This window comes from Dyadobacter sp. 32, from assembly GCF_902506755.1.
Classification (GTDB): domain Bacteria; phylum Bacteroidota; class Bacteroidia; order Cytophagales; family Spirosomataceae; genus Dyadobacter.
The window spans coordinates 5,758,588-5,771,634 of record NZ_LR735258.1 but is presented as its reverse complement, the minus strand read 5'-3'; the positions used below and the strand labels follow the sequence as shown (position 1 = coordinate 5,771,634).

Annotated in this window: 14 protein-coding genes; 4 read left to right on the top strand and 10 right to left on the bottom strand. The window is 43.8% G+C overall.

The genetic code is table 11. From position 1 onward, the window contains the following. Nucleotides 1–3: 3 nt before the first annotated feature. The 4 genes from DYADSP32_RS23660 to DYADSP32_RS23645 all read left to right on the top strand — a co-directional run bounded on the left by DYADSP32_RS23660 (nt 4) and on the right by DYADSP32_RS23645 (nt 2,621). A complete protein-coding gene (locus tag DYADSP32_RS23660) occupies nt 4–840 on the top strand; it encodes a phytoene/squalene synthase family protein (protein WP_149240450.1) in 837 nt (278 codons plus the stop codon). A 76-nt stretch (nt 841–916) separates the two neighbouring features. Beyond that, nucleotides 917–1,432 (top strand): isopentenyl-diphosphate Delta-isomerase, encoded by a 516-nt coding sequence (gene idi / locus DYADSP32_RS23655; RefSeq protein ID WP_149240451.1) that lies wholly within the window; start codon nt 917–919, stop codon nt 1,430–1,432. Nucleotides 1,433–1,437: 5 nt separating this feature from the next. Next, nucleotides 1,438–1,911, top strand: a complete 474-nt coding sequence (locus DYADSP32_RS23650) for a sterol desaturase family protein (protein ID WP_149240452.1) — start codon at nt 1,438–1,440, stop codon at nt 1,909–1,911. After that, complete coding sequence (locus DYADSP32_RS23645) at nt 1,908–2,621, top strand: lycopene cyclase domain-containing protein (protein WP_149240453.1); 714 nt, start codon at nt 1,908–1,910, stop codon at nt 2,619–2,621. Before DYADSP32_RS23650 ends, DYADSP32_RS23645 begins: the two co-directional genes overlap by 4 nt. Before the next feature lie 72 nt (nt 2,622–2,693). Here the strand turns inward: DYADSP32_RS23645 and DYADSP32_RS23640 are convergent, their stop codons facing one another. The 10 genes from DYADSP32_RS23640 to DYADSP32_RS23595 all read right to left on the bottom strand — a co-directional run bounded on the left by DYADSP32_RS23640 (nt 2,694) and on the right by DYADSP32_RS23595 (nt 12,983). Then, nucleotides 2,694–3,269, bottom strand: coding sequence for a DUF4136 domain-containing protein (locus tag DYADSP32_RS23640; protein WP_149240454.1), 576 nt, complete (start codon nt 3,267–3,269; stop codon nt 2,694–2,696). 126 nt (nt 3,270–3,395) lie between these two features. Next, nucleotides 3,396–4,358, bottom strand: coding sequence for a glycoside hydrolase family 43 protein (locus DYADSP32_RS23635; RefSeq protein ID WP_149240455.1), 963 nt, complete (start codon nt 4,356–4,358; stop codon nt 3,396–3,398). A gap of 85 nt (nt 4,359–4,443) precedes the next feature. Next, complete coding sequence (locus tag DYADSP32_RS23630; protein ID WP_149240456.1) at nt 4,444–5,811, bottom strand: Gfo/Idh/MocA family protein; 1,368 nt, start codon at nt 5,809–5,811, stop codon at nt 4,444–4,446. A 399-nt stretch (nt 5,812–6,210) separates the two neighbouring features. After that, the gene (locus tag DYADSP32_RS23625) at nt 6,211–6,408 is read right to left on the bottom strand and encodes a hypothetical protein (RefSeq protein WP_149240457.1); all 198 of its coding nucleotides are present in this window, start codon (nt 6,406–6,408) and stop codon (nt 6,211–6,213) included. A gap of 196 nt (nt 6,409–6,604) precedes the next feature. Continuing rightward, nucleotides 6,605–7,297: a hypothetical protein gene (locus DYADSP32_RS23620; protein WP_149240458.1), complete on the bottom strand. Its 693-nt coding sequence runs from the start codon at nt 7,295–7,297 to the stop codon at nt 6,605–6,607. Nucleotides 7,298–7,481: 184 nt separating this feature from the next. Next, complete coding sequence (locus DYADSP32_RS23615) at nt 7,482–8,414, bottom strand: sugar ABC transporter substrate-binding protein (protein WP_149240459.1); 933 nt, start codon at nt 8,412–8,414, stop codon at nt 7,482–7,484. A gap of 175 nt (nt 8,415–8,589) precedes the next feature. After that, a complete protein-coding gene (locus DYADSP32_RS23610; RefSeq protein WP_149240460.1) occupies nt 8,590–9,537 on the bottom strand; it encodes an ABC transporter permease in 948 nt (315 codons plus the stop codon). A gap of 81 nt (nt 9,538–9,618) precedes the next feature. After that, complete coding sequence (locus DYADSP32_RS23605; RefSeq protein WP_149240461.1) at nt 9,619–11,112, bottom strand: sugar ABC transporter ATP-binding protein; 1,494 nt, start codon at nt 11,110–11,112, stop codon at nt 9,619–9,621. Nucleotides 11,113–11,215: 103 nt separating this feature from the next. Then, nucleotides 11,216–11,668: an IS200/IS605 family transposase gene (gene tnpA / locus DYADSP32_RS23600; RefSeq protein ID WP_149240462.1), complete on the bottom strand. Its 453-nt coding sequence runs from the start codon at nt 11,666–11,668 to the stop codon at nt 11,216–11,218. Nucleotides 11,669–11,819: 151 nt separating this feature from the next. Further along, on the bottom strand, nt 11,820–12,983 hold the full coding sequence (locus DYADSP32_RS23595; protein ID WP_149240463.1) for a Gfo/Idh/MocA family protein: 1,164 nt from the start codon (nt 12,981–12,983) through the stop codon (nt 11,820–11,822). Nucleotides 12,984–13,047: the final 64 nt, after the last annotated feature.

Below are 13,047 nucleotides of genomic sequence, written 5' to 3'. Positions count from 1 at the left end.
GTTATGAAAGTGCTTTTTGACGACTTGTCGGCATCATGCAGTAAAATGACCACGAAGCTGTACAGCACATCGTTTTCGTTGGGTATACATTTTCTCAACCAAAAGTTCCATGCTCCGATATATGGCATTTACGGCTTCGTGAGACTAGCGGATGAAATTGTTGACAGCTTTCATGAGTACGACAAAAAGTATTTGATGGATAAAATACGGATTGACACCGTAGAAGCAATACGCGACCGTATTAGTATCAATCCCATACTCAACAGCTTTCAGGAGGTGGTTCATCGGTATTCAATAGAGTGGGAATTGGTTGATACATTTCTAAGGAGCATGGAAATGGACTTGATGAAGAGTGAACACACACCGGATTCATATAACCAGTATATTCTTGGGTCGGCGGAAGTTGTGGGCCTGATGTGCCTGCGGGTATTTTCCGAAGGGAACGAGGTCATATACAACGAACTGAAACCCTTTGCCATGAAACTGGGTGCTGCATTTCAAAAGGTAAATTTTCTACGTGACCTGCAGGCCGACTATCTCTATCTGGGAAGAACCTATTTCCCGGGTGTAAACTTTGACCATTTTTCAGATAAGGACAAACAGGTCATTCAGCAGGAAATAGAGGCAGATTTTGACCAGGCACTTATCGGAATCAAAAAATTACCGACCGGCGCAAGGCGCGGCGTCTACCTGGCCTATTTTTATTACAAAAAGCTTTTTTTAATTATAAAAAAGACCCCGCCTGAAAAAGTAATGACAGCGAGAATCAGAATTCCTGATTACAATAAAATTGGTCTGATGTTTCAATCGTTGTTACGTCATCAGTTTGATCTTTTATGATCAAACTTTGTTAAAAATAGAAAAGCCATTAATCGGCTTACAAAAGGCTGGTTCAGAAAATTGAAACCCTTAATTTATGGATGATCACGTAGTGTTGGTAAATGAGCAGGATGATCAGATTGGTCTGATGCAGAAGCTGGAAGTACACCAGAAAGGCATCCTTCACCGGGCATTTTCTGTTTTTATATTTAATTCTAATCATGAATTGTTGCTGCAGCAACGGGCATTGGGCAAATACCACTCGGAAGGGCTTTGGTCCAATACGTGCTGCAGCCATCCATTGCCAGGCGAAACTACCGCCGAGGCAGCAGTGCGCCGGCTGGATGAAGAAATGGGAATTACAGCGCCGCTGAATTTCCTTTATTCATTTATTTACAATGCCGAATTGGACAACGGCCTTACAGAACACGAACTGGACCATGTTTTCTGGGGAATGTCAGACGACCTGCCGGTGATCAATACAACCGAAGTGGGCAACTATAAATACATCGCTATATCAGAACTTCAGAAAGACCTCCTTGAAAATCCGGATCGCTATACCGAATGGCTAAAAATCTGCTTCGAGGGTGTTGCTGCTAAAATTTTATTGTAATTGACATGAGTGCCTGGATACTAAACCTTATCATTGTTGCTGTTACTTTCGTTGGCATGGAATGCGTCGCATGGCTGGCGCACAAATATTTAATGCACGGATTTTTATGGTTTCTGCATCACGACCATCACCAGCGTGATGACGGAGATTTTTTTGAGAAGAACGATTATTTTTTTGTCATCTTCGCCATTCCCGGGATTCTTTGCCTGCTGCTGGGTCTGAATGCCGGCTTTAATTACTTATTCTGGATAGGCCTGGGCATCACGATTTATGGATTTGCCTATTTCATTGTTCATGACATTTTCATTCATCAGCGCTTCAAAGTACTCAGGAATACGGATTCCATTTATCTTAAAGCAATCCGCAGAGCGCACAAGATGCACCATAAGCATCTGGGAAAACATCAGGGCGAATGTTTTGGAATGCTTTGGGTTCCGTTAAGGTATTTCAGGGAAGCAAAAAACGCCGCATCGAAATGAATTATCTGTATCTCCTTGTGGATCTCTCGGCTATTTCCATTCCACTTTTGTTTTCTTTTCATCCCAGGATTTTATTATACAAACAGTGGGCATATGTGTGGCCAGCTATCTTGATTGCCACGGTTCTTTTTTGTATTTGGGACAGCTATTTTACCAAAATCGGCGTGTGGGGATTCAATCCATCCTATGTAAGCGGATTGTATTTTTTCCACTTACCGATCGAGGAAATCCTGTTTTTCATCTGCATCCCTTACGCCTGCGTATTTACATATTTCTGCTTCGGGATTTTTCTGGGGGAAAATTTCAAAGTCCGATTCGAAAAGCAGATTTCAATGACATTTATTCTGTTAGCAATAACAGGGGCCATTATCTTTCACGACAGGCTCTATACCTTTTACACCTGCGTAGGACTGTCCGTTTTTCTCTCCTATTTACAATTTTGGGGTAAAGTAAAATGGCTTAGTCTGTTTTATTATTCTCACATGTTTTTGTTGATTCCCTTCTTTATCGTAAACGGCATCCTCACCGGTACCGGCCCCGAAAAACCTGTGGTTTGGTACAATGATCTGGAAAACGTGGGGGTAAGAATCGTAACAATTCCTGTGGAAGATATTTTCTATGGACTGCTTATGCTGTTGTTGAATGTGTTCTTGTTTGAACTGTTTCGGCAACTCGTTGGTAAAAAGCAAAATTTCGCAGGAAATCAATAATTTATTATTCCAACCAGACTAAAAAAGGCACCTCCTGTGAAAGAAGTGCCTTTATAATTCATACAATTTCAACTATTTACTGCTGTAGGTATCCAGAGTTGCCTGTGGAAAAGTCCGCAGAATATCGGTCATCGTATTTTTCACCATCATGTCCCGGTCGTCCCTTTTCGAAGGAGCCTTTACTTTACCAGAAGCCCATCCCTGCCAGATCATACGGTCCCGATTGTTTTGATAAATATTCAGGATGAAACGGCTCTCCTGGTAGTTGTAGGTCTGGATGTTATTTCCGCCTCCGTACCACCACATGTATGGTGAATACATGTTATTGGATCGTACTTGTTGGCGTTCCTTCACGTCGGTCATAAAGCGTACGATGATTTCCGGATTTTTTTCGTCCAGTTTATAGCCCTTTGCCTGCATCACTTCCACCACCGCGTCACCAAGTCTTCTTCTGTTCAACTCACTTCCCAACAACGGATCCTCATCAATTTTCCGCTCTGCTTCCACCTTAAAAGTTTTGAACTGCTTCAGGTTTACGGAGGAATCGTAATCGTAACTGACCTGAAGCGCCTGGCTGCAGGCCATAAATAAAATCCCACTCAACGCCATCGTCCCGACAGCCTTACTCAACTTCACTATGTTTTTCATCTTGATTTGATAGTTTGTTTAACAATTTATCTGACAGCCTCCGTGAGTTATAGTTTAATTTTCGGAGGATAACATCATTTAAACTAATAAACAAATACAGTTGGTATATGGGTTCAATAATTTAGTTTATTGCTCACCAAGTAAACCCTTCAAAACCTGCTCCGAAACCTCAAAAACGCTCCCGTGGCGAATGCCTTTCGGAAATGAAATCTTATCAGAAATGTCTTCCCAACTGGTCATATCTTTGGACCGAACCGCACCATATTGATGGTCACGATATTTGTCAAAGTAGACATATACGTAATCGTCAATGGTAATGGCCGTAGGCCCCTCTGCCCAATAATTACCTGTGATCGGCGCCGACACAACCGTTGGATATGGTCCTGCTGCCTGCTTTGATTTGGTAACACGGATATTCTTTTCGGCCGGCTTGGGATTCTCGTTTTTCAAAAACATATAATACCAGGAATCTTTTTTCAGAATCGTCGCATCAATGACGCTGAATTGTGGATTGAAAAACATTTTCGTTTCGGTAAAAGTCTTAAAGTCCTTCGTAGTTACTGCATAAATCCTGTGGTTGAGGCCCTTTTCATTCTCGGAATCCGATACGTCACTATGCCTGCCGGGTATGGTCGTAGCCCAATAAATAATAAAGTTTTTCCGCTGGTCATTGTAGAACACCTCGGGTGCCCAGCTATTTTTGGCCGTCAGTTCATGCTCCATCACGGGTATATCCTTTTGTTCCGACCAGTGGATCAGGTCCTTTGATGAAGCGTAACCGATAATCTGATCGTGCCAGCCGGTGGTAAACACCATGTGAAAGGTTCCATCGGGTCCCTGGATGATACATGGATCTCGCATAAGCTTGTCTTTCCCCAAAGTGGGAGTAAGAAATGACTTCTCTCTTATTGCCTCCCATTTCAGTCCATCCCTGCTGTATGCAAAATGAAGACCATCCTGGCCATTGTCAACGAAATACGAGAAGAGAAAAACTTGCTTTTGTCCATACAAATTGGAAACGGAAAGCCACAACAAAAAAGCGTAGAGAAAATGATTTTTGCCTCCAAACCTGAAACTTAAACAATTCATAAAGCCACCATTTTTAATTTGAAAAACGAAATGGACGTAATCTTTTATCACGTCCATTTCTCAACTGTTAAACCATTTGGTAGTTTTAAATTTTTCGGTAGTCGGGATGTTTATAGGGAGCCCGATAAGCGCGCGCGAGCAAAGCGGTGGCTTCCCTGTCTCCGACAACCTCCTTTTTTACAGGATCGTAAACAAGTGACCGTCCCGTTTTCATCGACAAATTGGCCAGAATACAGCTTGCTGTGGAGATATGCCCTTCCTCAATGTCGGCTACCGGGCGGCTGCTGTTGTCGATCGCACTCAGAAAATCCAACATATGCAGGCGTGTAGCAGGGGCTGCATTTAATTCAATCCGTTCCTCCTTCAGGTCTTCCGGATATTTTTCCTTTTCGTATACCACGTCCTTATGGATCTTTTCTCCTTTTCCCTGAGGAATGAAATCATAAGCCATGGTGCTGGCCCATAACGTCCCTTTCTCTCCATAAAGCGTAAATGACCACGGATAATCGGGGTTGTTGGGCGTTCCCCAAGTGCGGTGCTGCCACACACAGTTTAGCTCAGGATATTCAAAAATAGCCGATTGCGTATCTGATATATTCGATTTACCCTCCTTTTGAACGTAAATACCTCCGGCGGAACTGATTTTGGTAGGCCAGCCAAGTTTAAGCATCCAACGTACGGTATCAAACATGTGCACACACATATCCCCGGTGATACCGTTTCCGTATTCCATAAATGTACGCCACCAGCGAATGTGCGGAATGTCGTCGTAAGGCCTCAAAGGTGCTGGCCCTGTCCACCTCTCGTAATCCAGGAAATCGGGAACCGGCTTAACCGGCGGATTTCCGTTGTTGCGCATGTGAAAATAACAGCACATTTCCACGTGCGAAATTTTCCCAAGCAGACCGGCATCCACAATGTTTTTCTTCGCATCGATCAAGTGCGGAGTACTTTTTCGTTGTGTCCCCACCTGGACAACCTTTTTGTATTTCCTGGCAGCCGCCACCATGGCCTCGCCCTCCATTACATCCACACTGATGGGCTTCTGAACATACACATGCGCACCTGCTTTCACGGCGTCAATCATTTGCAGCGCATGCCAGTGATCAGGTGTACCGATCAATACGATATCCAGTTCGTTTTCTGAAAGCAGTTTGTTGTAATCACCGTAAAGTTTCGGTGTTTTACCCGATTTCAAACGTTCTGTTACCAGCTTTGCAGCTTGATTGAGCTGGTTTTTGTCCACGTCACAAAGTGCGACGACATCGACCGGCACTACTTGCATGAGTCTAAACAAATCACTTTTCCCATACCACCCTGTTCCGATCAGGGCCACACGTAAGGTTTTGGCGGGGTTGATCAGATCCATACCTCTCGCTCCAAAGGAAGAAATGGCGAGTGAGGCCGTAGCGCCGTAAAGAAACTGCCGGCGGTTAATATTAAAATTATTCATAGAGCAGAACGGTTGTTTTTGGTATAAAAAAAGCGGCTGAAAAATCAGTCGCAGATAAAAGGGGTTTGGTGGGGAGGTTTACTATTTACCTGGGCTACTTTCACCCTTAATCCATTTTACTCCTCCCAGAGAGGTTTTTGATATGTACTAAAGACTGCTAGCACCAGAATCCCTTTTTTTGTTATATCAATATTGAAATGGACTAAAAATGGGAACTTCCAGACACCCGCACACCAAATGTTTTCGTATCGCAAGGAATATAGGTATGGATTATAGGAAATCCTTTTAAAAGATGCTTCCACCTGACTGAAAAATCGAAAATCTAACCCGGTCGTCTTTTCATTGTAATAAAAAACGACATCTTCTATATCCCGGATTGCACCCTCAGAAAGAAATATGTCAAAAGACGCCATTATCCTCTAAGCTTGCTTGACGCTGCTCGGCGTCCGTAATCGAAACAAGCCTTTCAGAAAATTCCCGTAGCTCTTTTAGCCGCGACAAAACTAACGCCTTTTGCCATTCAACAATTTCAACATTGTCACCCGTGGTCTCTTCAATAACTTCAACCGCCTCGACCTTTTGCAAATCCTCTATCAAAGCTGACGCATAATCTTTCTTAACACGTATATGGTACGTGATCGAAATAATTAGGCAAATTTGTTATTATCAATAGAGATAAATTTAGTGATAAATCGCGACCATCCAAGCTGTTCTTCGATTTGCGATTTGCAAATCAAAAATTCATTTTGCAAAATAAAAGCTCCCGAAAAATTCCAGGAGCCTTAAAAACAACTTAGGATGGATCTTTGTACGTACTCACCACCAGATATGTAACCTTACCATTCGCCATCATGATCTCGACATGCTCGTACAACTTCGGTGCCGTCATGTATCGGAAATACCATTGCGGTGATTGGGTCATGATCGGATCGTATCGTGAAGCAAGCTCTTTGGTGAATAGAGAAATCCGCTCGAACTTATTAGCATAAGCGTTTTTGCTCTGTATTTTGATCAACTTGCCATGCAAAGCATCTGCCGGATCACCTATACGAACGGAGGTGGAGGCATTTTCCTTCAACGGCCACTGAGCGAGTTGCTTCCCGCTATTCAGATATATACTTTTCACCTTGCCAGCCTCAAAGCTGATCTGAATACCAGAGTCTGTTCCTTTCCGCTCATCCAGAAAAATGGATTGGTATAAATGTATCCGGCTATCGAGCTCATTCACATTGGAGAAAATATTACTTACCACATTCACATATGGGATACCTTTTGTTTCCCGAAGGTTTTGGAGCGCGGCATAAGCATTCTCCGGATCCGCCGATACCCGAATCCCGAGATGTTCTCCGGCGCTGATTGTATCACGACTAACCAGAACGTAAAATGTGGGTTCAATGATAATTTCAGGTTCAACCGGATCATTATGGAGGCATCCTGTTCCAAAAAATGCCAGGGAAATCATTGTTGCGAGTACTGCAGTCTTCATTAGCAAAGTGTTTAAGTAAGTCAGTATTCAGGAGACGCTACTACCTGCGAATTGGTTGTAACCGTAAATAGACCTTTTATACTTTTTACTGAAATTTATTAAGCTAATGATGATTAAAAGGGTCCCTAAACAACAAAGTCCGTGCAGTTAAACACGGACCAAATCTTAATCAGTTGATTGAGATTTACTTCAAAAACTCCCCAACATTTTCCTTTGTAACCAGTTTGAATGGGATCAGCGCGCTAGCTTCAAATTTTTCCTTTTTTGCAGCTTTTACAGCAGCTTCTACGGCCTGCCCTCCCTGCTGTTTGGCATCCTGAAAAACTGTGGCATCCAGCGTTCCTTTTTTCACAGCCTGCAACGCATCCGGAATCGCATCTACGCTTACCACCATAACTTTACCTTTTAATCCTGCCGCTTCCAGCGCTTTGACGGCTCCCATTCCCATTTCATCGTTCTGGGCAAAAATGGCATTCACTTTTGATCCGTAGGTCTGTATCCAGTTTTCAGTCAACGACATGGCTTTGGCACGGTCCCATTCACCGGATTGTTCGGCAAGTAATGTCAAACCGGGTGTTGCCTTTAATATCTCTTTCGCCCCTTTATCACGTTTAATCTGAGCGGCCTGCCCCATAAAACCGTGCATCATCAATACGTTTCCTTTTCCACCCAGTTTTTCAGCAATATATCTCATGGCAATTCTGGCCGCTTCCTCATCATCAGAACCTACGAAAGCCGTGGGTGTAGCTGATGTTTCGGAATTTACATTGATGATGGGAATTTTAGCATCCAGTGCCAGTTTCACTGCTGGTGAACTTGCTTCTACTTCACATGGGTTGATGATAATAGCATCTACCCCTTGTGCAATAAAACTTTCCACCTGTTCCACCTGCTTTAAAGCGGAACGTTCGGCGTCGACCAGAATTAACTTCACTCCCAGTTCACCGGCTTTCTGTTCCATAGCATCAGCGACATTGACCACAAACTCATTTTGCATGCTGAGCATGGTGGCGCCAATCACTAGTTTCTTTTCTCCCGAATCATCGGTTTTTGATTGATTACAACCCGCCATGAATACGGACAAAAGCAACAATCCTGACAACCTAATATTTTTCATTGTATTGATATTGAATAATTTACACCATTTAATAACAAGTTAGTCGAGCCTTGCCCGATCCTCAGACATGAACGCCCGTTGGGCAACCAGGCGTTATCCTTGTCTCCCTTCCTCCTTTTTCCACCCTCCTTTTCTCCTTTTCCCTTCCTCCCCCCCATGCCCATCTCCCCAAGCCCTACCTCTCCTTTCCCATACTATCCAAAACCACAGCTCCTATGATGATCGCTCCCATCACCACCTGCTGGTAATAACTTGTCACGTTTAATAAATCCAGGCTATTGCTGATCACGCCGATTAACAGGGCACCGATTAATGTGCCGGTCATTGAGCCAGTTCCGCCGGATGTACTTGTTCCACCAATAATAGCCGCTGCAATGGCGTCCAACTCAAAGCCTGAGCCTGCATTGGGCTGGCCGGTTGTGATCCTGGAAGTAAGCAAAATTCCTCCCATTGCAGAAAGCAAACCGCAAATGATATATACCCACATTTTCACACGGCTGACACGAATCCCGGACGCTCTTGCTGCAGGCTCGTTGCCGCCAACAGCATACATGTAGCGTCCCAGAATGGTTTTATTCAGAACAATGGAACAAACGACAAATGCCACAATCAGAATGATGATAGGGAATGGAATACCGAAAAGATTGCCTCCTCCTATAAAGTTGAAGGAGTCGGACAGATTGGAAACGGGTCGTCCTTTACTCAAAATGAGTGCCAAACCACGCCCGATTGTCATGGTACCTAGTGTTACAATGAAGGGCGGCACTTTGCTTTTTGTAATGACCAGTCCGTTAAAAGCACCCATTGCCGAGCCGGCAGCCAGTCCGATAAAAATGGGTACGATTACCGGATAAGTATCTGGATGAGCAAACATAGCCGCTACGACACCGGTAACGGCCACCATCGACCCCAGCGAAAGGTCTATCCCCCCAGTGATGATCACAAATGTCACCCCAAAGGCCAACAACGCATTGATGGAAACCTGATTTCCGATCGTCATCAGATTTGACACTGTGAAAAATCGGGGAGTGCTCAAGGCCAGCACCAGACAGATTATAGCAAAAGCCACAAATATCCCATACTGACCAAAATTCCGGAACCGGGCTTGTAAATTATTTTCCAATTTGAAAGGTTTAGATTTCTAGTTATTTATAAAATGATTAATCACTAAAAAAGCCAATCGCCAATTGTTCTCAGCAAACCGCTATTCAACCGCATACTTCATAATCAATTCTTGTGTGGCTTCGGATTTGGACAACATGGCTGTCTGTTTCCCTTTTGACAAAACCATAATCCGATTGCTCATACCCAAAATCTCCGGCAATTCGGATGAAATCATGATGACGGCGATTCCTTTCCCAGCCAGGTCCTGAATCAATTTGTATATTTCAAATTTGGCGCCTACATCAACGCCCCGGGTTGGTTCATCCAGAATGATAACCTTTGGCGAAGACAACAAGACTTTTCCAATGACGACCTTTTGCTGGTTTCCTCCACTTAAATGTGTTACCTTCTGGTTTACTCCGGACGACTTCACTTTCAGGATGTCTATCATTTCCTGCGCAACGGTATTTTCACTTTTTGTATTGATAAAAATCCCGCGGCGGTGATTTGACAAACTTGCCAGTGTCATATTTTGCAACACCGACATCTGGGGGATTAAGCCCAAACCTTTACGGTCTTCACTCACATAGCCAATGCCTTTTTTGACAGCATCATCGGCAGATTTAATTGTCACTTTTTCCCCGTCAATATATATTTCACCACCATCCAATTTATCCAAACCATAAATAGCTCTGGCGATTTCTGTTCGGCCGGCACCCATCAGCCCTGCTATCCCCAGAATTTCCCCAGCGTAAACGTCAAAATTAATGTCGGTAAACCTCCCCCTTTTAGTGAGATTTTTGACTGAAAGTATTTGTCTGCCTTTCTCCGAACCGGTTTCAGGAAACATATTCTCAATTTCTCGCCCGACCATCATTTTGATGAGACTATTGTCATCTAGTTCCGATGCGCTTTTCGTGCCTATGTATTTTCCATCTCTCAAAACCGTGATGGTGTCGGAGATTCTGAAAATCTCATCCATTTTATGCGAAATGTAAATAATGGCAACCCCTTTGGCTTTAAGATCACGGATAATTCTGAATAAAGTCGCAACTTCCTTGTCGGATATAGCCGAGGTAGGCTCATCCATGATAATGATTTTCGCATCATTCGAGATCGCTTTGGCGATTTCTACCATCTGCATTTGCGCTACACTGAGGTATTTCATCCGGGCCGTGGGCAGAATATCCAGACCCAGTTGTTTCAAAAGTTCCTTTGCTTTTGCCGTGATCAGGTCCTCATTCAGCCAGCCTGTTTTGGAGCCTGTAATCTCCTTTTCTCGTCCCAGAAAGATATTTTGCGCAACGGTAAGTTCAGGAATAATGAGTATTTCCTGGTGGATCATCGAAATGCCTTTTCTTTGCATGTCGTTTACACCACGCGCTTTCAGCTCATTCCCTTCAAAAATAATATTTCCTGAGTCCGCATCTACGAGCCCGATCAGGATTTTCATGAAGGTTGATTTCCCTGCTCCGTTTTCGCCCATCAGGGCATGTACTGTCCCCTTTTGCAGGGTAAGTTGCACGTTATCCAGGGCTTTTATGCCGGAGTAGGATTTGGTGAGGCTGGTGACCTGGAGGATTTTGTTGGGCATCGAACTTACGATTAAGTCTTAATTAGTATCCTCTCACCGGAAAAATAGGGCGCTGCCCCATCTTGAGAGATATAGGCCTTTCAGGCCAGACTACTACGAATATTTAATCCCATATATATTTTTCGTCATACTCGACATTGTATTTTTTCAAAAAGCTTCTTAATTCTCCTTTGAAGTCTTTTTTCTTATGATGGTCTTTCTGATTGGTGATATATCTGATAACCAAGTCTAACTCGTAAGGATTTACAGAGAATATTGCATATCCGTCTTGCCAGTAGAAGTCTTCATATTCCTTTCCTTTTGTCTTTATCCATAAAGAAGAACTTCGTTTCACTTCTTGCAAAAGTTTCATCGCCGTTATTTTCTTTGATAAAACACATAGAATGTGAACGTGATCGACATATCCTCCCACTTTAATACTCACACATTCCAATTCATTACAAACACCACCCAGATAATTCCATAATTCTTCTTCGATCTTTTCATCAATAAGCGGGAGACGATACTTGGTACTGAATACGATATGTACACAGATTTTTGATAGTGATTGAGACATGGCATGTTGATGATGGTGATATTCTGGGCAATAGTATAGGGCGATGCCCTATTGAAAGATGGAACCCTTTCAGGGTAAATATGAATTTACCCTGAAAGGGTTCCATCCCTCAGCCCGGGGTATTTCCACCCCGGGTTTTCGTTAAAAAGAATCACGATCCAGTCCACGCCACGCCGGTATCTTTCCAGCTCCGCGAGTTCGCCGAATCAATCACCGCCTCGCAAACCTTTTGCGTTTCCAGCGCATCCTTGAAGGTTGGAGCGCAGTCTTTGCCGGTTTGCAGGCTTTCGAAGAAATCGGCTGCCTGATGTATGAATGAATGTTCGTATCCAATGCTCGTGCCGGGTATCCACCACCTTTTCATATACGGCTGATCACTATCTGTCACCAGAATTGATCTCCAGCCACGAACGATTGATTCGTCACTATGGTCGAAATATTCCAGCCGGTTCAGATCATGCAGGTCCCAACGAATGGAGGCATGTTCACCATTGATTTCAAAAGTATAAAGCGCCTTGTGACCACGTGCATATCGGGTTGACTCAAAAAGACCGAGCGACCCGTTGTCGAAATGGCAATGGAATATAGCCGCATCGTCAATTCCGACCTTCTGCACTTTGCCACTTTCGGAATGCACCCGTTCCTTTATAAAGGTTTCAGTAACCGCAGAAACGTCCTTAATCCCACCATTAATCCACATGGCAGTGTCGATACAATGTGCAAGCAAATCGCCTGTGACACCCGATCCTGCAGCATCTACATCCAGACGCCACGTTGCGGTACCGCCCTGCGGCACATCCGGGTTAATGGTCCAGTCCTGTAAAAAGTTGGCTCGGTAATGAAAAATACGACCCAATTTGCCGGAATCCACAATTTGCTTTGCCAAGGTTACGGCTGGAACCCTTCGGTAATTATACCAGACCGTATTTTTAACGCCTGCCTTTTCAACAGCATCCACCATGGTTTGCGCTTCTGCAAGCGTTCTTGCCAAAGGTTTCTCACAAAGGATCATTTTGCCAGCCGCCGCAGCAGCAATAGCGATTTCGGCATGGGTATCGTTGGCGGTGCAAATATCAACCGCGTCGACATCATCCCGAGCAATAACTTTTTTCCAGTCGGTCTCGAATGATTCATAACCCCACTGTTCAGCAAAAGCTTTCGCCTTCTCTGCATTACGCGAACAGGCTACTTTTAATACCGGCGTGTATTCCAGCTCAGGAAAAAAATTAGTAATCCGGTTGTATCCGTTGGAATGCGTACGGCCCATTAAACCGGTGCCGATCAACGCTATTCTAATCTCTTTTTTGTTTGACATATCTTTAAAGCAATTGGCTGATAGCTATCAGCTTTTTATCAATAACTTATTTAATTCGGAGAAA

Bases quoted from the DNA above. Each gene is read 5' to 3' on its own strand.
- DYADSP32_RS23660 (WP_149240450.1), top strand. From the start codon at position 4: ATGAAAGTGCTTTTTGACGACTTGTCGGCATCATGCAGTAAAATGACC.
- idi (WP_149240451.1), top strand. From the start codon at position 917: ATGGATGATCACGTAGTGTTGGTAAATGAGCAGGATGATCAGATTGGT.
- DYADSP32_RS23650 (WP_149240452.1), top strand. From the start codon at position 1,438: ATGAGTGCCTGGATACTAAACCTTATCATTGTTGCTGTTACTTTCGTT.
- DYADSP32_RS23645 (WP_149240453.1), top strand. From the start codon at position 1,908: ATGAATTATCTGTATCTCCTTGTGGATCTCTCGGCTATTTCCATTCCA.
- DYADSP32_RS23640 (WP_149240454.1), bottom strand. From the start codon at position 3,269: ATGAAAAACATAGTGAAGTTGAGTAAGGCTGTCGGGACGATGGCGTTG.
- DYADSP32_RS23635 (WP_149240455.1), bottom strand. From the start codon at position 4,358: ATGAATTGTTTAAGTTTCAGGTTTGGAGGCAAAAATCATTTTCTCTAC.
- DYADSP32_RS23630 (WP_149240456.1), bottom strand. From the start codon at position 5,811: ATGAATAATTTTAATATTAACCGCCGGCAGTTTCTTTACGGCGCTACG.
- DYADSP32_RS23620 (WP_149240458.1), bottom strand. From the start codon at position 7,297: ATGAAGACTGCAGTACTCGCAACAATGATTTCCCTGGCATTTTTTGGA.
- DYADSP32_RS23615 (WP_149240459.1), bottom strand. From the start codon at position 8,414: ATGAAAAATATTAGGTTGTCAGGATTGTTGCTTTTGTCCGTATTCATG.
- DYADSP32_RS23605 (WP_149240461.1), bottom strand. From the start codon at position 11,112: ATGCCCAACAAAATCCTCCAGGTCACCAGCCTCACCAAATCCTACTCC.
- tnpA (WP_149240462.1), bottom strand. From the start codon at position 11,668: ATGTCTCAATCACTATCAAAAATCTGTGTACATATCGTATTCAGTACC.
- DYADSP32_RS23595 (WP_149240463.1), bottom strand. From the start codon at position 12,983: ATGTCAAACAAAAAAGAGATTAGAATAGCGTTGATCGGCACCGGTTTA.